18 protein-coding genes and 1 tRNA gene are annotated in these 18,498 nt (G+C 41.3%); 11 read left to right on the top strand and 8 right to left on the bottom strand.

Annotation, left to right across the window (positions count from 1 at the left end; all coding sequences use genetic code 11):
- Entirely contained in the window at positions 1-771 is a 771-nt protein-coding gene (locus CI957_RS01710) for an MTAP family purine nucleoside phosphorylase (RefSeq protein WP_096711346.1), read from the top strand.
- Positions 772-773: 2 nt separating this feature from the next.
- Here CI957_RS01710 and CI957_RS01705 read toward each other — a convergent pair whose 3' ends face one another.
- Positions 774-1,598: a recombinase RecA gene (locus CI957_RS01705; protein ID WP_096711347.1), complete on the bottom strand. Its 825-nt coding sequence runs from the start codon at positions 1,596-1,598 to the stop codon at positions 774-776.
- Positions 1,599-1,745: 147 nt separating this feature from the next.
- On the opposite strand from CI957_RS01705, the gene CI957_RS01700 reads away from it, so the two are divergent.
- From CI957_RS01700 to CI957_RS01680, 5 genes are all read left to right on the top strand, one after another.
- Positions 1,746-4,229 carry a DUF5814 domain-containing protein gene (locus CI957_RS01700; RefSeq protein ID WP_128754098.1) on the top strand — a complete coding sequence of 828 codons (2,484 nt, stop codon included), beginning with the start codon at positions 1,746-1,748 and terminating at the stop codon, positions 4,227-4,229.
- Between the two features lie 56 nt (positions 4,230-4,285).
- Entirely contained in the window at positions 4,286-4,657 is a 372-nt protein-coding gene (locus tag CI957_RS01695; protein WP_128754115.1) for a DUF3467 domain-containing protein, read from the top strand.
- Positions 4,658-4,786: 129 nt separating this feature from the next.
- Positions 4,787-5,014 carry an LSM domain-containing protein gene (locus CI957_RS01690; RefSeq protein ID WP_072358175.1) on the top strand — a complete coding sequence of 76 codons (228 nt, stop codon included), beginning with the start codon at positions 4,787-4,789 and terminating at the stop codon, positions 5,012-5,014.
- A gap of 13 nt (positions 5,015-5,027) precedes the next feature.
- On the top strand, positions 5,028-5,372 hold the full coding sequence (locus CI957_RS01685; RefSeq protein ID WP_096711349.1) for a MarR family transcriptional regulator: 345 nt from the start codon (positions 5,028-5,030) through the stop codon (positions 5,370-5,372).
- 59 nt (positions 5,373-5,431) lie between these two features.
- Positions 5,432-5,509 (top strand) — tRNA-Glu (locus tag CI957_RS01680).
- A gap of 157 nt (positions 5,510-5,666) precedes the next feature.
- Here CI957_RS01680 and CI957_RS01675 read toward each other — a convergent pair.
- A complete protein-coding gene (locus CI957_RS01675) occupies positions 5,667-5,939 on the bottom strand; it encodes a DUF1699 family protein (protein ID WP_096711350.1) in 273 nt (90 codons plus the stop codon).
- A 184-nt stretch (positions 5,940-6,123) separates the two neighbouring features.
- Positions 6,124-6,381, bottom strand: a complete 258-nt coding sequence (locus tag CI957_RS01670; protein WP_241645783.1) for a winged helix-turn-helix domain-containing protein — start codon at positions 6,379-6,381, stop codon at positions 6,124-6,126.
- A gap of 188 nt (positions 6,382-6,569) precedes the next feature.
- Here CI957_RS01670 and CI957_RS01665 point away from each other — a divergent pair, with 188 nt between their 5' ends.
- From CI957_RS01665 to CI957_RS01655, 4 genes are all read left to right on the top strand, one after another.
- Complete coding sequence (locus CI957_RS01665; RefSeq protein WP_105460032.1) at positions 6,570-7,706, top strand: aldo/keto reductase; 1,137 nt, start codon at positions 6,570-6,572, stop codon at positions 7,704-7,706.
- Between the two features lie 80 nt (positions 7,707-7,786).
- Positions 7,787-7,945, top strand: coding sequence for a hypothetical protein (locus tag CI957_RS10555; RefSeq protein WP_164908996.1), 159 nt, complete (start codon positions 7,787-7,789; stop codon positions 7,943-7,945).
- A gap of 92 nt (positions 7,946-8,037) precedes the next feature.
- A complete protein-coding gene (locus tag CI957_RS01660; RefSeq protein WP_123151406.1) occupies positions 8,038-8,316 on the top strand; it encodes an IS6 family transposase in 279 nt (92 codons plus the stop codon).
- A 210-nt stretch (positions 8,317-8,526) separates the two neighbouring features.
- Complete coding sequence (locus CI957_RS01655) at positions 8,527-9,177, top strand: flavodoxin family protein (protein ID WP_128754097.1); 651 nt, start codon at positions 8,527-8,529, stop codon at positions 9,175-9,177.
- A 33-nt stretch (positions 9,178-9,210) separates the two neighbouring features.
- Here CI957_RS01655 and CI957_RS01650 read toward each other — a convergent pair whose 3' ends face one another.
- From CI957_RS01650 to CI957_RS01635, 4 genes are all read right to left on the bottom strand, one after another.
- Positions 9,211-10,434, bottom strand: coding sequence for a SufD family Fe-S cluster assembly protein (locus CI957_RS01650; RefSeq protein ID WP_128754096.1), 1,224 nt, complete (start codon positions 10,432-10,434; stop codon positions 9,211-9,213).
- Positions 10,413-11,156, bottom strand: coding sequence for an ABC transporter ATP-binding protein (locus tag CI957_RS01645; RefSeq protein ID WP_096711354.1), 744 nt, complete (start codon positions 11,154-11,156; stop codon positions 10,413-10,415). The genes CI957_RS01650 and CI957_RS01645 overlap by 22 nt, the downstream gene beginning before the upstream one ends.
- A 172-nt stretch (positions 11,157-11,328) precedes the next feature.
- A complete protein-coding gene (locus CI957_RS01640) occupies positions 11,329-12,609 on the bottom strand; it encodes an ATP-grasp domain-containing protein (protein WP_096711355.1) in 1,281 nt (426 codons plus the stop codon).
- A gap of 9 nt (positions 12,610-12,618) precedes the next feature.
- On the bottom strand, positions 12,619-14,622 hold the full coding sequence (locus CI957_RS01635) for a CocE/NonD family hydrolase (RefSeq protein ID WP_206631025.1): 2,004 nt from the start codon (positions 14,620-14,622) through the stop codon (positions 12,619-12,621).
- A gap of 303 nt (positions 14,623-14,925) precedes the next feature.
- On the opposite strand from CI957_RS01635, the gene ppsA reads away from it, so the two are divergent.
- On the top strand, positions 14,926-17,334 hold the full coding sequence (gene ppsA, locus CI957_RS01630; RefSeq protein ID WP_096711357.1) for a phosphoenolpyruvate synthase: 2,409 nt from the start codon (positions 14,926-14,928) through the stop codon (positions 17,332-17,334).
- A 70-nt stretch (positions 17,335-17,404) separates the two neighbouring features.
- Here the strand turns inward: ppsA and CI957_RS01625 are convergent, their stop codons facing one another.
- Positions 17,405-18,346 carry a sensor histidine kinase gene (locus CI957_RS01625; RefSeq protein WP_241645778.1) on the bottom strand — a complete coding sequence of 314 codons (942 nt, stop codon included), beginning with the start codon at positions 18,344-18,346 and terminating at the stop codon, positions 17,405-17,407.
- Positions 18,347-18,498: the final 152 nt, after the last annotated feature.

The raw sequence follows: 18,498 nt of genomic DNA, 5'->3' as shown, positions 1-18,498 counted from the left end.
ATGCACAGGGACATTTCTTTTGCTATAATTGGAGGCGTAGGTTTCCTCAAAAGTAATGGTTATGAAAAAATGACCATTTCAAGTACCTACGGGGATGCGGAGTGTTTTATAGGTAAAACCAGGGGTATCAACTTTGCCTTCATACCCAGACATTCGATAACAGGCCCACATATCCCCCCTCACAGAATCAACTATCATGCCATAATATGTGCAGTAAAAAAACTTGGCGTCAAACAGGTAATAGCCACAAATTCTGTAGGTTCCATGAAAGGTCACCCTACAGGCTCATTTTTTATCCCTGATGATTTCATTGATTTTACAAAAGGGCGCGAATCCACATATTATCATGACCAGACGGTACATGTGGACATGAACCAACCCTACTGCCCGAAACTCAGACAATCCCTCATAAATACTTTGCAGGAAAACAGGGAAGACCTCTTTGAAGGAACATATATATGTACTGAAGGGCCGCGTTTTGAAACTAAAGCAGAGATACAAATGATGGCTTCATTTGGGGATGTTGTAGGTATGACCGGCCTGCCGGAAGTTATACTTGCCCGTGAAATGAAAATCTGTTATGCCTCAATATGTACAGTTACCAACCCTGCATGTGGCCTGGGTAATGAAAGATTGACCGCAGATGAAGTAGTTAGCGTTATTAAAAACCGGGAAAAGGTACTGTTTGATCTTGTTATCAGCTCATTCCTTTCCATGAATGAGAAGCGGACATGTACATGCAGGCTGGCAAAAGATCATGCATGCCTTTAAGATCAGACAACATCTTTTGATGTATCAATATGGACTCCGTTTGCCACATTGAACTTAATAACATCAGAAGTAGGGACCATCCCCCTGATCTTTGGGATTGAGAGTTTGTTTATTATTTTGTCAGATGATCGTTCAATGAATACATTGAATATCACATCTGCGGAATTGAAGAGATCACTTTCAAGTGCTTCTGGACTACTTCTTTTCAGACTGTAAAGATAAGTTAGTGAAACCATCTGTTTTGTTGTTTCATAAAGCATGTTTAATAGACGTTTGATCAGGCCTGTATTGACATTAAGGTTGGTATAAAAGGAAAAAGTATCAAATATTACATTTACCTCATCATCTTCCGCATCCAGAGCAATATTTTGTAAATTGTATTCGGTGAATTCGATTATCTTTGAATCAACAAACTCATTGCCCACACTGCTGACCATTTCTCCTGTTTGCGTAAAGTAGTATTCTCCATAAACATCAACAAAAATAATATTGGATGGATCAAAGCCTAAGTTTACTATGTCCTGATGGATATATTTGGGGCGCCGACCTGTGGCAAAATAGTAAGTTTTCCTTGTCTGGGAAAACTGATACAGGAAAACTTCGGACATCGATAGAGGATCTGCAGAAAAATAGACCAATGAACTTGACGGAAGACCCCCACTGAGACTGTCATCAAGTAAGGATATTCCCGTAGGCATAATAATAGGTTTTGATTCATCAGCAGATACACTCCCTGAATATTTATCTGAATTGCCCAAAACATTCTTGCTTTTTGGTGGTTGTGTCATTTGCTGAATTTCAAGATGTCCATTATTGTTATTCTGCATATCATACCCTTCACTACTAACTATTACTATATGGAGCATATTTATAAAACTTTACGCTAAAATATACTGAATAATATTGATCAAATATATAGTATGATACGAAGAAGACGCTTACTTTATAATAGGGAAATACGTCTATGACAGAATATGACCCTCTGGACTCTTCTCTATCCTTTAAAAGGAAAGGTCACAGTAATGCTGATTAAAGACCGAAAAAAAACTCCTGCAATAGTAGGTGAACTAACTCTGCGAAGTACCAGCGCAGGACCACGACCCTTACGATTTCTGGTATCGAAAGATAAGAAACAGGATTACCGTGCACCCGAGGAATTTATAGAGATACTCAGACGTTCGGAGAGAATATTGATTACCAGGCAGGGAAATGCCAAAACCCACAAAAAAATTATCGAAATGCTCGGCGGATTCCACCTTACGGGTGAAATGGTAGATGTGTGTCGTTTTTGTCTGCTCAATAAGGAATTCAATTTTGTGAACAAGAAATCTATTTCTCATCAGAGAGAACGCATCTGTGAAACGTGTGCACAGGAAGAACTGAAACGGGCTCTGCGTAACTCCCAATGCCATTATTCTGATGAGGCCATACAGCGCATATTTGATGTTTTAAACAAGACAAAAGACCTTGATCGCACCATCGGCATGCTAGATCCTGAAGAAATTGATTCGGAAGTTACAAGATACGACACAATAGCTTCAAAAGAAGATCAGAACCCATATCCAATAAGTAAACTTCCAATATCCGGCCAATTCAAGAAGTCATTATTAAAAAAATCTAAAAACCTATTACCTGTACAGAGTATTGCTGTACGCAAGGGTTTACTAAAAGGAAATAACCTTCTTGTGACCTCGGCAACAGCTACCGGTAAAACATTGATCGGGGAGATGGCCGGTATAGAGAATATTCTGAAAAAAAGAGGCAAGATGCTTTATCTTGTGCCGCTGGTTGCTCTGGCAAACCAGAAATATAGCCAGTTCACTGGAAAATATGAAGGTTTTGGACTCCAGACTTCAATACGTATAGGAAGTTCTCGTATAAAAACGCGCAAAACGGAAAAAATGTCACGTTCTCTTGATACGGACATTATTGTCGGAACCTATGAGGGGATCGACTACATTATGCGTTCTTCCAAAGCAGATATGCTGGGTCAAATTGGTACAGTGGTCATAGATGAAGTCCATATGCTGGAAGATGAAGAACGCGGGCACCGTCTTGATGGTGTTATTGCACGTCTCAAATATGCAGCACCAGGGGCACAGTTCATTTATCTTTCTGCAACTGTAGGAAGTCCCCACGCCCTTGCAAAACATCTGGATGCTGAACTTGTGGAGTATGAACATCGTCCGGTCCCGATTGAGAGACATCTTATATTTTGCCCCCAGCAAAGCAAATTGAGAATAATGACCCGTCTTATACGTGAGGAATACAATCGGGTATCTTCAAAAGGTCATAAGGGCCAGACCATCGTCTTTACAAATTCCCGTAGAAACTGTCATCGTCTTGCAAATGCCCTGCCAATCCAGGCATCTGCTTATCATGCGGGACTGGCCAATCCGGAACGTAAAAAAGTTGAGGACAGGTTTGCCTCAGGAAAACTTCCTGTGGTAGTGACAACAGCAGCTCTGGCAGCAGGTGTTGATTTCCCTGCCTCACAGGTGATATTTGAATCCCTTGCAATGGGAATTGACTGGATAAACCTGCAAGAATTCTTACAGATGCTTGGAAGAGCAGGAAGACCGGATTATCATGACAGAGGTGTGGTAGTTTTGCTTGCAAGTCCTGATAAGACATACGGGGGCGGACAGGCCGTGACAGAAGACGAGATGGCGGTAAAACTGCTCAAAGGCCGGATGGAAGAAATGAATTTGAAATATGGTCAGGAAGAGCAGGAAGAGGAAGTTCTGGCTTCGGTTGCAGTCACAAATTCAAAAACCGACCTGAACTATATATGCAGCAAAATGGTGGAGGATATTGATCTTAATTCCATTGTAAATAAATTGAAAAAATACCGGTTCCTGACACAGAAAGGCGATGGTATCAAATTGACCCGAATGGGCAGTATTGCAGCCCGACACTTTCTCTCTGCTTCACGTGCATTCCTTATCCGGGATGCAGTACGTGCAGGTCAGGACCCGATCGAGATTGCAGCCAATCTGGAATTCTTCGATGCGGTTTACTTTAAGTTTGCACCCCAGATATCAGCAGCACTGAACGTGAATATGCCATCCCGGGTATTTCAGGGAGCGGCTCTGGATATTGTATTTGAAGGAGATAACCTATCCCAGCTGGAAGAGAAGATCCGGGATCAACTCTTCGAATTCGCTACTGATTTTTTGACATGTGGATGTAAAGAGAGCCCGTATTGTGGATGTGCTGAAAAGAATTTTTCCGAAATGATAATCAGGATGCGCGCTGGTGGTCGCGATCCAGAGAAGATTGCAGCCAGGCTGAACGAAAAGTATGGTATAAGTGCGTATGTTGGTGATCTTTATGGCTACCTTGATGGCGTTATCCGCAACCTTGATGCTATTGAAATGATGGCAAGTGCCCATTCAAAACCGGATATCGCAAAACAGGCAAAGGATTTGAAAAAGAGTGTGGAAGCCGGCAGATGAAATGCAAAACATATTAAGGCATAAGGTTTATGAAATCTGGAAACGAGGATAAGGTTATGGCTGAGGATAAAAAAGAAGGGCAATCTCAAAAGAAGAATATGAAAATCAAGTTGCATAAACCAGATCATTTCAATCAGGTATATGCCATCGGGGCAATGGGTGGACACAGTCCTTACGATTTCAGGATATGTTTTTATAATGATACCCCTCATGGAGTTTCAAATGACAATGAACAGGTTATCGAGCGTAACCTCGAATCAGAAGTAATCCTGTCCCCTCTGGCCGCAATGGAACTCTCCAGATGGCTCGACCAACATATCAAAGAATATGAGGCTGCTTTTGGCCCGATTGCCAGAAAGAGTGCGCAGAATACTTCTGCTAAAAAGCCGGTAGATGATGACAGTTCACATCTTCAAGGGTATATCTGAACAGGGAGCAAATATATTTAAACCTGCAGGATTATAATCGTTAGGCATAAATAGGGGAGACTACAGTTTACATTCGCGTATTTTGATTTAATCTATATTTAAAAATGATATTTGTGTGAGGATTTTATTTTGTTCCCGAATAAGAAGGTACAGAAACTTGTTGGATCCAGAATTCAGGTTGAAATGAAAGGCGACCACAGTTTACTTGATGGTATTCTGAAAAGTGCCGATGATTATATGAATCTCCATCTGGAGGATACCTTTGAGATGGTTGAAGAGGAGCGTCAGCGTTCATTGGGCTCTGTAGTATTGAGAGGAAACAACATTATCTTAATCGTACCGGCTGAAACACAATAATTACGGGTTATTCATGGAAATTGAAGAAGAGGCATTGAGTCTAATTCGCAAGCACCATGACGGTGTTTATCAGAATGAACTATGGAAGGATCTAAACATTGATAGTCGTAAGTGCTCCCGTCTGATTTCCCGCATGATGAAAGAAGGAAAGATCACCAGGGAACCAGCTGTAACCAACGGGTCACGCACCTATCTTATTAAAGCGACAACACCGGATGAGAAATCCTATGAACTTATGCTTGCAGCAGGAATGTTCTCTCCGTGCACAGGTTGCAGGCTTGCGTGTCACCCCGAACATTGCGAAGCTCTTACTGAATGGATATTAAGACTTGTCAAGGAAAAACAAAATCAGACCTGACAAAAACTATATATAATAGTAACGTATAGTAGGGTCGCTTTTAGATAGCGGTCAACTGTGCTCCGATAGTGTAGTCCGGCCAATCATTCCGGCCTTTCGAGCCGAAGACTCGGGTTCGAATCCCGATCGGAGCACCATACATCTCTTTTTTTGTAATATACTATTTCATAACTATGGATAAGAAGCAAGGACTCCTATTCACATTTCCCAAAAAGAAAATTCTGCATATTCCATACAGAAATTGAAAATGGCTCAACTGCAATTATTTTACTTCTAAATTAAATAAAAACAAAATTATTTATCTGTAATTTCCATATACTTTATAACTTTAGTACCCTTCAAATCCCCTTTAAGTAATTCCACTCCCTGCATTTTCAGTATTTTTGGCACATTTTCCGAAAGGGATTTCATGTAAGAAGGCGGAATCTGGGCTGCTTTGAGGTTTGGACAATTTTTGAGTATTTCCAGAATATCTATGTCACTTGGCCTAAACGAAAAGTGGATGAAATTTTCATCTTTGCCCAGTCTGTTAATTTCATTTCTTGAATTCAACATTCTTATTTTCAAATTATATACCCCCATTTGCAATTTTACAGCATAGATTATAAACTTTATTATTACAATTCCCGAAAACAAAGTTACTTTTTATGAATAATTGTATTGAGGAATCAGTAAAAATAGTTAGCATTACCGTCAATACGATAGCAATGATCAATAAATTTAATAATTGTAAATTTGACCTAAAGTTATTTCAACAGGTTGGTGCTTCTAACACCTCTCTGACATCACTCATTTTCTGGAGATAACCTGCCCCCAGATTTGTAATTAAATAGCGATTTGATGCCTTTGTGATAGGTCCCTGATCTATAAGAGCTTCAAGGTAATTATCAGCACGATTAAAATTCAGATTTGCCTTATATACGATAGAAGTTTTTGTTGCTTCTGTTCTCTGTACAATTTTAAGTATGTCTATCATAATTTCGAGTTTACCACGTCTCATGTGTACCATCACTTGCAATCCATAATGAATATGAATTTGCTTGCAAAATACTATCTGTGCAAAAATACCATAAATAACTTGTAAATTCTTACAAATGTAGTACTCATAATTATTATGTACTACAGGTTCGTAAGAATAATCAGAACCTAATAGTCAGAATACCAAAGCTTATTATCACCGAAATACCACATTTTAGCATGTTATACCGTACACTTGGAAAAACAGGTGAGAAAATTTCATCCCTTGGGCTGGGTTGTATGCGGCTGCCCATAATGAACGGCGATCCAGGGCACATTGATGAGAAAAGAGCTTGCGAGATAATTCGCTATGCTATTGACCAGGGCATAAATTACCTTGATACCGCATACCCTTACCACGAAGGTAAAAGTGAACTCCTGCTGGCTAAAGCGTTACAAAATGGTTACAGGGATAAAGTAAATCTCGCCACCAAAATGCCATCGTGGAACATTGAAAGCCGGGAAGACATGGATCGTTACTTTGATGAACAACTTGAAAGACTTGGTACGGATTACGTTGATTTTTATCTAATTCATGCTATCAACCGGGATTTTTGGCCAAAGCTGTTGGAACTTGGACTATTTGATTTCCTTGATCAGATTAAACAAGATGGCAGAGCCCGTTATGTAGGATTTTCTTTCCACGATGAGGCCTCTTTGTTCAAGGAAATCGTTGATGCCTACCCATGGGATGTCTGTCAGATCCAGTACAACTATCTTGACATCGATTATCAGGCAGGCCACGAAGGTTTACTGTATGCAGCATCAAGAAACCTTGGAGTAATAATTATGGAGCCTTTGAGGGGAGGCTGCCTGGCCGATATGGTACCAGATGACATAATGAAAATCTGGGATAAAAGCGAAGTCAAACGTACACCGGCAGAATGGGGATTGAGATATATCTGGGATCTTGAGCAGGTAAGTATGGTCTTAAGCGGTATGAGCAATCTCGAGCAACTGAAAGAAAATCTAGCAACAGCAAATAAAGCATTGCCACATTCCCTGACTGAAAAAGACCACTCACTGATACGTGAGGTACAGGAAATCTACCGTGATAGACTTGTTGTTGATTGCACAGGTTGCAGGTATTGCCTGCCATGTCCTGCAGGTGTGCAGATTCCCCTCAACTTCAAGTACCTCAATAATGCTATGCTTTATGAAAATATAGAAGATGCCAGCAGGGCCTATGCATCCCACGTAGGAGATGAACGAATGGCATCCAACTGTATAGATTGCGGACAATGTGCAGAGCGCTGCCCTCAGGAAATACCCATACCGGAAATGCTTGCAGAAGTCACAAGGTTACTGGAAAAATAAGTTATGCTCTTTTGAGCGGCACTGTTACAGTTAAGAAATAAATAGGGGGGATTCATCCCTTATTTAAAGGGGATGAAAAAATGGAACAGAATGTATTATTAAATCTAATACCGGTAGACCTTAAATCTTTCGTGCAAAGGAAAAGAAGGGATTTAAAAACCATAGCATTATCCATACTTGTGTACCAGCAGGGACTTAAGTTTGAGAAAAACCTCAGAACTATTATCATATCCTGGTGAATCGATAAGTTACAGGGGAGTACATTACCGGGTACAGAAATTCAGCCGGTGCGTACAGCTTTATGCTGGTAAATTACCAGACACCATAGTAGTTGAAAGTACAGTTTGCAAGCCAGTACTGGTTCTTATACGCGGCTATAAATCCCGATTCTAAAAGAATAATCTATGCCAAGATATACCCTACAAGGAACTACCTAACTACAAAATCTTTCTTTAAGGATTTGAAACGAATATATGGAAAAATGCCAAAGAGGGCAGTTGTAGATGGGGGACCATGGTACACTGTTATGGAGAAACCCGGGATTAATAATATCCGGGGATATCAGAAATTATATCGAGCGATGGTTCAAATCTGTAAAAAGGAGGATTAAGGTGTTCGATAAATATTTCCCACATAAAGAGGGATTGGTCCAATATATCAATAGTTGGATCAATATGTTTATCGCTTACCATAATTACATCAGAAATCATCAAAATTTAAATTCATATACGCCTTATCAATGGGAAAGATGTTTTTACTGAACAGTGTCGATTTCATTATAGGATAAGGTTATATGTCACAACTGACCAACATATTCATTATGTCATTGAAAGCGCTCTTTTTAAACTGTACACTGAAAAAATCACCTGAAGTATCGCATACAAAAGCCCTTATTGATAAAGCAGCTGAACTGTTTCAGGATCTTGGTGTAGATAGTGAGGTAATACGCATTGTAGACCACAACATAGCTTTTGGGGTTTCCTCGGATGAAGGAGGCGATGATGAATGGCCACAGATTCTCGAAAAAATAAAAGCCTGTGATATACTCGTAATAGGATCCCCAATATGGTTTGGAGTAAGATCTGCAGTGGCACAGATGGTACTTGAAAGATTGGATGGATCTTATGGAGATGCTGAACCCCTAACAGGGCAATATCCACTTTATGGCAAGGTAGCCGGAGTTATTGTGACGGGCAATGAGGATGGAGCACACAATGTTTCTGCAAACACACTTTTCAATCTGACCCATCTTGGTTGTACAATTCCTCCGAATGCTGATTGTTACTGGGTGGGTGATGCAGGTCCGGGTCCAAGCTATATTGATGCAGGAGGAGACAAACACCTCTACACAAACAGGACTGTCAGGTATATGGTAAACAATCTTGCTTATATGGCAAAACTTCTGAGGGACAATCCCATCCCTACAAAACTAAAGGAACTGGATGAAGCTGCAAAAATGGTAAGTGACTGATCTGAAAATAGAGAATATGTGATGCCTATTGCATCACATTGCACTTTTGCCAATCTGTGCGATTGTTTCATCAATATCTTTCTGGAGCTCATCCGGGATCCCGGAGATACCTACATCAAGGAAACCGCGCACTATCATTCCTACAGCCTCTTCTTCAGAAAGACCACGCGCCATAAGGTATTCTACCTGTTCCCTTGCAATCCTGCCAACCGCTGCTTCGTGTGTCAGTTCAATATCATCCACGTTTGCTTCAAGGATGGGAATTGCTCTCTGTGTTCCTTTTTTACTCAGGACAAGTCCGTGGCATTCCAGGTGGCCCTTTGATTGGACTTCATTTCCTATCATTTCCCCTCTTGCAATAACGGTTCCGCCGGTTGTGATCGTTCTGGAGACAAGCTCTGCTTTTGTATTGGGTGCATCAAATATAACACGGCTACCAAGATCCAATTCAGAACCGGGGTGTGCCACTGCAATGGTATTGAATCTGGCAAAGGCTCCCTTGCCTGTAAGGCGGGCTGTCGGATAGCTCTGGATGGATTTTACGGCTTTGAGCGTAACATAATTGTTGATGAAGGTAGCACCCTCTTCCAGATGAATTACTGTTCTGGGACGTACACCGATTTGCTCTGCCCAATTATGGATCATGGTAAAATTCAGGGTACCCCCCTTCTTTACATACATTTCCGAAATGCCCAGATGCATAGCTTTATCCACATCGCTGCTTGTGGAGCAACCTGTAATTACATCCAGCCTGGCATTTTCTTCTACAATCACAATGTTGTGGACTGTCTGAGAAACGTCTTTTGAACCCATTAGCAGACAGGTTTGGATGGGTAATTTTGTTTTGACTCCCTCAGGAGCTCTTATAAAATAACCATTGGCGTTCTCCAGATAACTGGTCGCAGTGTATTTATCTGCATCCACAGGTACCAGATTCCAGGAATAATCTTTAAGCCAATCATGCTTTTGCATTGCAAAGTGAAGAGGCATCAATTCAATTTCTCTATCGGAAACTGAGGAATGAGATATGGCATTATCAACCATTACAAGGCTGCCACCTCTGCCTTCCCCGCTGGGAACAACTCCTACATTGAGAAGAGTTCTCTGGGATTTCTCATCGAGTTCATTCAGGTTATCAGTGTATTTAGTTTCTTTTGGAGCAATCGAATACTCATCCAGATCAAATTTCTCTCCGTATGCAGCTTCCTTTCGTAGTGCTGCTTTAGCCCTTTTTTTCAGGCTTTCTTCAGTTTGCATGTAATACACTCCTCATAACCGTTTTCTTTGATTTCCTGAAGCATCTCCCTGGGATTCCCCTCGCACATTATTGTTCCGTTGCAGAGGACATAAGCACGGTCTGCTTCGATGTAATCCAAAATCTTACCTGTATGTGTAATTATTAAAGCTGACTTTCCATGACCTTTACGGTCACCCGGGCAGGTTGAATCACCATGGACCAGATCATTTATTGTGCTTCCGATAATGTCAATGCTCATAAGGTCTACACCAGATTCGGGTTCATCAAACAAATAGATACATGGACTTTGTGCAGCAAGTTGTAATAATTCGGATCTTTTGATTTCTCCGCCTGAAAATCCCACGTTGATATCTCTTTCCATGAATCTAATCATATCAAGGGATTCAGCCATCTGCTCCATATCTTTATCCCCTGCTATCAGTTTTAAGAGATTTTTCAGTTTGACTCCAGTCATGTTTGGGGGGCGCTGGGTCATAATTCCAATTCCCCTTGTTGCCCTTTCATCAATAGACATATGAGTTATGTCCTCACCTTTGAATAATATCTGCCCGCTTACTATCTTGTAACCACTAAATCCCATCAATGTCATCAAAAGAGCAGTTTTTCCTGCACCATTTGGCCCCAGAATGATATTTGTATAACCCTTTTCCACTTTGAGGTTGACATCTTTTAGCAGCTCTTTTCCACCAACCTCAACAGTAAGGTCCTTTACTTCTAACATGTAATCCTCCACTTAGTATTCATATTAACTATTTCCAGCTAGGTGATGCTCTAACTATCTATATCTATCCAGACGCTTAAAAAGTTATTTGTTATGGCTGGATTGGAAGCTTAAACAGAATACACTGCCCTGCTTCCTGATTTACTAATAAGTATGTATTTCTTTTAAATTATTAGATATCCTTCTTTATACTGAAAGTTATCATTTCAATAACCCTGTCATATTTATCCACAAGTTCAGACCGTTTATTTGCTCCTATAAAAATATCCGCAAGTTCATAACTATAACTGTCCTGCAACTCCATCTTTGATAGTTGCTGTCCTTCTTTAACCAGCACTTTGACTATTGTACCCGGCATTTCATTCATAACCGAAGCAATTTCTTCATCTGACGGAACTGCAACCACTTTACCGGAATCAAATGTCCTGAGCATGAATTTTGCTGCGTACCGGAATTTGCCCTTATTGCCCAGAGGTTTTGGTTTGTCTCCAAGGGCAAGTTGTAGCATGATTTGATGATGTGAAACACCATGGACTTTTTCAAAAAGGTCAGCATGAGACTGGGATATCCTGGTGTTTATTTCCAGTAAATATACCTGTTTATGGAATGGATCATAAAAAAATTCGACATTGAAAGCCGAATTATCAAGTCCAATGGATCTTATGAATCGTTTGCAAACTTTCATCATTTTTTTCTGGACCCATTTTGGTAATGATGAAGGATATTCATAACGTGAGAATGAAGAAAAATGCTGGTCCCTGATAGAATCCACAACACCATACACCTTTACTTTTCCCTTGTACACATATCCTTCCAGGGTACATTGCCTTCCGTAAAGAGGTGTTTCTGCGATACAGCTCTCTTTCATTTGAGTTATATCTGCAGGAAGATTCTGGTTCTGTAAAAGTTGCATAAACGGTTTGTGAATGAAATCAATACTTTCACGTATTTGTTCCAGTGTTGCCTCGAATTGTCCGCGATTTTCTATTTCGAAAGCAAGGAATGAACGGAATGACCTGAAAGGCTTTATCCAGAAAGGAAAAGGCAGATTTATAGAATCAAATATATCTTCATCAAAAGGATTAAAGGCACAGAATGCGGGTATGTGTTTTGAGATTACTTTTTGCTGCTCTAACCGGCTCCAGTACTTGTGTTCACATTTAAGGACACTTTCAAAACTTGGGCCCGGTAAACCCATTCTTGATGCCAGAATTGGAACCATGTCCTGTGCAGGGAAATCAAAATATGTAATTACACCGGCTGGTCCACCTTCAACAGCCCTCATTCTGTTTTCCGCAACTGATAACAGTTTCTCTACATCAAATTTATCCACATGCCGCATCTCATCAATGTCAATAGCTGAATGAAATACACATTCTTTGGCGGCCGGCACTTTTCTAAGTTTTTCCAGGTTGAAGGAATCCATTCCTACAACAAAAATATTTTTCTTCATTTATCTTCCTCACATCATATCACGTGGAATCAAATCGTCCCAGCTTTTGCTAAAAATCCGTGTATCACCCTCATAAGCATCAAGGATTGCCCGAATTTGAAAATGAGTCGGTGTGGATGTAAGTACTGTTCTTGTCAGGGTTTCAATCTTCCAATCTCCACGCGCCAGACTTCTTGTACTTTCCACTTCTCCTCTAACTGTATTGTAATTGTTATTCAAATAAGAATAAACTTCAGTTGTCTCTTTTCCAATTTCCAGATTGATATCATCCAGCCGTAAGAAGGCATCATTATTGATAATCTGTTGTTTCACTTCATTTGTTGCAAGATTATGTTGAACTGTCCATTCTCTCTTTGCAGGCTCCAGAAGTGTGGAGCGAATTGGTTCTGATAAGACCGGTTCTCCTATATCTGGTAATTTGTCATCTTCTTTGTTTTTTGGTCTTACAGGTAGTATGAGTTTACCCTTGCTCTTTATAGTCAAAGCTGCAGGCTCAGGACTTGGCCATGCAAACGGCCAGTACGACGTTGAAATAGACAAACGTATTTTATTGCCCGCGGGGAAATTTTGTGCCACGTAATTCATTTTTATCCAGATCCTGTACGTATTACCAACTTCAAGTACAGAGGGATTTTCATTACCATCCCTGTGTGCAAGATTAAGTAGTCCATAAGTAACTCTTGTGGAGGTCCCTTCCCGGCATACGTCGTTTAATCGCAGGGCAATCATAGCTATGGGCTGGTCTGATTCTAATTCGAGCTCTACTTCCGGAGATCCAAGTATCTCAATATCTTCCTCTAATTCAGGTGTGTCAAAAACAAGGGCTCCACCATCTTCTTCACTCTGGTCATGGGGAAGGTCGGTTGACTCTGAGTAGGAGTACCATTTACCTGCAAAAAGTCCGACACTTAAGGGACTTCTGATTCTCATATCTTCATTTTTGATTTCATCTTCTTCAAGATGGATCCTGCCTTTCGATAAGTAAAATTCTTGATTTTCAATTTTGGCAGAAGGCCAATTCTTTTCTGCTATCCACCTGCCAGGACAACTTGAAATAAGAGGGGAGACACTATCCTGCATCCAGAGGCGTAACATGGGTTCTTCATCTACTCCATTATCGATCTTTTTAAGCCATCTGTCCCACCAGCGTGTAGCTTCTCTCAAAAAGTCAATTCCGACACCCTTTCCAACGAAATTAGGATACTTGTGTCCCCATCCCCCAACAAGGGCCTTGCGTGGGACCTGCAGGTTTTCCATGAGCCTGAATACAGTGTTGGAATACCCATCCGCCCATCCACTTACTGCAAAGACAGGGCAGGAAATCGCTTCATAATTTTCTGCAACTGAAGCGTGCTTCCAGTATTCGTCTCTTCTCTGGTGCTGAAGCCATTTTCTAAGCCACAGACCGCTTCCTTCCAGTCTGTCCAACCACATCTTTTTCCATTTATCTCCCACAATCGCAGGATCTGGTGGGAGAGAGTTATAGGAAAACATTGTTGAGGCCCATGAAAGATTATCCGTTAACAGGCAACCTCCCATATAATGAACATCGTCTGCATAACGGTCATCGGATGATGAAACTGTAATTATGGCTTTTAGATGGGGTGTATCCTTTGCTGCTATCTGGAGAGCATTGAAACCACCCCATGATATACCTATCATTCCTACATTGCCAGTACACCAGGGTTGGGCGGCAATCCATTCGATGATTTCAATACCATCATTGAGTTCCTGGGGCAGGTATTCATCCTCCAGTACCCCCTCTGAATCCCCACTGCCCCGCATGTCCACTCTTATGGCAGCGTAGCCATTTTGGGCAAAATATCTATGTATTTTGGAATCACGAATCGCTTTGAAATCACGTTTCCTGTAAGGAATATATTCAAGAACAGCGGGTACGGGCTTTTCATCCGCACTTTCTGGCAACCATATTTTGGCTGCAAGTTTGCAGCCATCAGACATGGTTATCCATTCATTTTCAATTTCCCTGAATGTAGTATTACTGTCGTACACCCTTTCTCTCCTCTTGACCTATAGTTGGATAGCACCAGAGATTGCTGAATAGAAAATGCCCGGCAGGATTGTTCCTTCCAGTCTGAATAAATTCAAAACAATCAGTTATACCTGTGGTTAACCAGTATGAAATTAATTTGGCCCCCCAGATAATTTAACCTCATAACTTCCTTACCTATTTGTTCTTAATAGTTATTAAAAGTATCGCAGTTTGTTCAATTATGGATTTTTAGTATCCACAGGAACATATAATACATTCCGGAATCATATAACCAACTAATTGAAAATAGTAGTGGGGTTACAATGAGCGATAACAAATACATACGATGGTTTGAAGAGATTACTATTGATGATGTGTCCCTGGTGGGAGGGAAAAATGCATCATTGGGTGAAATGTACAGGGAACTTACGGATAAGGACATCTGTATTCCTAATGGTTTTGCTATCACTGCTGAGGCCTACTGGCATGTGCTGAATTCGGCAGGTGTGCTGGAAGACCTACGAAGGATTCTGGATGAGTTGGACACGAAGACTCTCAGTAACCTTGCTGATATAGGCAAAAGGGCACGGCACACAATCCTGGATGCACCTATTCCTGAAGACCTCTGGGATGAAATTAAAACTGCATATGACAAACTGTGTGAACAGTATGGTGCAGATACCGATGTTGCAGTACGCAGTTCAGCCACTGCTGAAGACCTGCCAAATGCATCTTTTGCAGGCCAGCAGGAAACTTATCTCAACATTCACGGCTATCACGCCCTGAATGATGCATGCAGCCGCTGTTTTGCCTCTTTGTTCACCGACCGGGCCATTTCCTACAGGATAAATAACAAATTCGATCATTTTGATGTAGGCCTGTCGATTGGTATAATGAAAATGGTGCGTTCTGACCTTGCATCAAGCGGAGTGATGTTCACCATCGATACAGAAACTGGCTTTGAGGATGTAGTCTTTATCACCGGATCATATGGGTTAGGTGAGAATATCGTACAGGGACTGGTAAATCCGGATGAGTTCTACGTATTCAAGCCGACCCTTGAAGAAGGCTATAAGCCCATTATCCGCAAAAAGGTCGGCAGCAAAGAGATTAAGATGATCTACGGCCGGGGAGATTCCAGAGTACTTACGCGTAATGTGGATGTTCCTGAAAGTGACAGAAAAGACTTCTGTATCAACAATGAGGAGGTACTGCAGCTTGCCAGATATGCTGTCACAATTGAGAAACACTATTCCGGGAAATCGAATAAGGCAATGCCTATGGATATAGAATGGGCAAAGGATGGTGATACAGGAAAATTATTCATCGTTCAGGCAAGACCGGAGACAGTACAATCCCAGAAAAGGAAGGATGTGCTTGAAACCTACTACATGGATGAAAAAGGCAAGGTGCTTGTCACAGGCAGAAGTGTTGGGTCCAGGATAGCCTCGGGCAGGGTGCATGTTATCAAAGATGTCTCTGGTTTGTCTTCCTTCAAACCCGGGGAAATCCTGGTGGCAGATACAACCACTCCGGATTGGGAACCTGTGATGAAAAATGCAGCAGCCATCATTACCAATAAAGGAGGCAGGACCTGTCATGCAGCTATTGTCAGTCGTGAGCTTGACATTCCCGCAGTTGTGGGGGCGGATGACAGCACAGAAATCCTTGAAACGGGTAGTCAAGTTACTGTAAGCTGTGCTGAAGGGGACACAGGCAGGGTCTATGAAGGCCAACTTGCATTCCATAAGGAAACCACAGAGCTGGAAGATGTCAGCAAGACCCAAACAGAAATAATGATGAATCTGGGAAATCCTGAAGAGGCTTTTGCACTGTCCCGGATACCAAATGATGGAATCGGGCTGGCTCGACTTGAGTTTATCATAAACAGTTATATAGGGATTCATCCGATGGCGCTGGTTCATACGGAAAAAGTCAAAGATCAGGGTGCGGTCAATCAGATTGAAAAATTGACACAGGGTTATTCAGATAAAGGGGATTACTTTGTGGAAAGGCTTGCTGAAGGTGTCGCGACAATCACAGCTGCATTCTACCCAAAGCCAGTAGTTGTGCGCATGAGCGATTTCAAATCCAATGAATATGCAACCCTGCTGGGTGGAGAAGATTTTGAAGTAAAGGAAAATAATCCCATGCTTGGTTTCCGGGGAGCTTCACGTTATTATGATGAAAGGTACAGGGAAGGGTTTGCTCTTGAATGCAGGGCGATGAAAAAGGTTAGGGATGAAATGGGGCTTACCAACCTTATTCTAATGATTCCTTTCTGCAGACGTGTGGAGGAAGCCCGCAAAGTTATCGAAGAAATGGACAAACACGGCCTTAAAAAGGGTGAAAATAACCTGCAGGTATATATGATGTGTGAGATTCCCAGTAATGCACTCCTGATCGATGAATTCAGCAAATACTTCGATGGTTTTTCGATCGGGTCCAATGATCTGACACAACTAACATTGGGGGTTGATCGGGATTCTGAGATCCTGGCTTCAACCTTTGATGAGAGGGATGAGGCTGTAAAAGCGATGGTATCCATGGCAATAAAAGGTGCAAAAAGAAATAATAAGCACAGCGGGATCTGTGGTCAGGCCCCAAGTGATTTCCCGGAATTTGCTGAATTCCTTGTGCAAAAAGGCATTGATTCCATTTCTCTGAATCCAGATTCGATACTCAAAATATATCTCAAGGTGATGGAAACCGAGAAAAGTATTGGGAAATGAAAACATTTCAGCAACCTTTTCCGGGGTTGCTATCATTACTTTTTAGGTCAGATATGATTTTTTCCTGTATTCAGAAGTGTATCGTAAAAGTAGTACCTTCAGCTGTGTTCAGGTCTATTGTACCGTCTATCTGGGAAACAAGATTGGTTACAAGTTGCAGTCCAAGAGATTCTGTATTCTTGAAATCTATTTCTTTGGGAAAGTCACCACTGTCATTCACAATCAGGCTATAACCACTATTTTCTTTAGCGAAATGAATTTCGATTACACCATCCTGTCCTTCATTAAAAGCATGTTGCAGGGCATTGGAAACCAGCTCATTGATTATGATTCCAAGGGGTACGGCCCTGTCCATTTCAAGATGGATTTTATCCACATTGACGTTTACAATCACTTTGTTATTATCAAGATCATAAGAATGCATAAGATATTCCATAAGCTCATTAACATAATCCAAAAAGTCGAGGTTTTTGCAGTCGCTGGACTGATATAACTTTTCGTGTATAAGAGCTATCGAACGCACCCGATTTTCACTTTGTTTAAAAGCTTCTACTACTTTATTGGGATTATAATTTGTCGATTCAAGATACAGCAGTCCGGAGACTACCTGCAGATTGTTCTTTATTCTGTGGTGAATCTCTTTTATCCTCATATCTTCAAATTCACGGAGGGACCTTTCGGCACGTTCCCGTTCAGCAATTTCCTTCTGTAGTTGCTGGTTGACAAAGGTTAGTTCAGAAGTACGTTTTTCTACGATTTCTTCCAGGTTCTTGCGGTAGTTGCTGAGTTCTTTTTCTACACGCATCAGTTCGATGGCGTCTCCTACCCTTTCCGCCAAGGCATCAATCAGCTTGCGCTCTTCCCTGAGGAACGGCCCCTCCGCTGCTTGTGGCTTATTTTCAAGATAAAAAACCTCGAGGCAACCTGCATTTTTGTTCTCAACAATTAATGGGGCGGCCTGTTTCCACTGGCTTTCCTGAAAATGCGGGCTCATAAATGTATTTTCTTCCACGGTAATCCTTGAACAAGCTATGTATGGATATTGCCAGGCGGAAGGAATGAAGTCGACTATTTCCTGTAAAATTGTGTCCAGATTTCTTTCCTTTTCGACAATTCTGGATATCTGGTAGAGGCAGTCTAGTTCCTTGGCCCGCTCTTCCAGGT

The sequence above is a fragment of the Methanohalophilus sp. WG1-DM genome, assembly GCF_004104135.1.
Classification (GTDB): domain Archaea; phylum Halobacteriota; class Methanosarcinia; order Methanosarcinales; family Methanosarcinaceae; genus Methanohalophilus; species Methanohalophilus euhalobius.
Note: the sequence above shows the minus strand (reverse complement) of the source record. Positions and strands in the feature narration are given on the sequence as shown.

Excerpts from the sequence above, each read along its gene's own strand:
- CI957_RS01710 (WP_096711346.1), top strand. The coding sequence starts at position 1 with ATGCACAGGGACATTTCTTTTGCTATAATTGGAGGCGTAGGTTTCCTC.
- CI957_RS01705 (WP_096711347.1), bottom strand. The coding sequence starts at position 1,598 with ATGCAGAATAACAATAATGGACATCTTGAAATTCAGCAAATGACACAA.
- CI957_RS01700 (WP_128754098.1), top strand. The coding sequence starts at position 1,746 with ATGACCCTCTGGACTCTTCTCTATCCTTTAAAAGGAAAGGTCACAGTA.
- CI957_RS01695 (WP_128754115.1), top strand. The coding sequence starts at position 4,286 with ATGGCTGAGGATAAAAAAGAAGGGCAATCTCAAAAGAAGAATATGAAA.
- CI957_RS01685 (WP_096711349.1), top strand. The coding sequence starts at position 5,028 with ATGGAAATTGAAGAAGAGGCATTGAGTCTAATTCGCAAGCACCATGAC.
- CI957_RS01670 (WP_241645783.1), bottom strand. The coding sequence starts at position 6,381 with ATGGTACACATGAGACGTGGTAAACTCGAAATTATGATAGACATACTT.
- CI957_RS01665 (WP_105460032.1), top strand. The coding sequence starts at position 6,570 with ATGTTATACCGTACACTTGGAAAAACAGGTGAGAAAATTTCATCCCTT.
- CI957_RS10555 (WP_164908996.1), top strand. The coding sequence starts at position 7,787 with ATGGAACAGAATGTATTATTAAATCTAATACCGGTAGACCTTAAATCT.
- CI957_RS01655 (WP_128754097.1), top strand. The coding sequence starts at position 8,527 with ATGTCATTGAAAGCGCTCTTTTTAAACTGTACACTGAAAAAATCACCT.
- CI957_RS01650 (WP_128754096.1), bottom strand. The coding sequence starts at position 10,434 with ATGCAAACTGAAGAAAGCCTGAAAAAAAGGGCTAAAGCAGCACTACGA.
- CI957_RS01645 (WP_096711354.1), bottom strand. The coding sequence starts at position 11,156 with ATGTTAGAAGTAAAGGACCTTACTGTTGAGGTTGGTGGAAAAGAGCTG.
- CI957_RS01640 (WP_096711355.1), bottom strand. The coding sequence starts at position 12,609 with ATGAAGAAAAATATTTTTGTTGTAGGAATGGATTCCTTCAACCTGGAA.
- ppsA (WP_096711357.1), top strand. The coding sequence starts at position 14,926 with ATGAGCGATAACAAATACATACGATGGTTTGAAGAGATTACTATTGAT.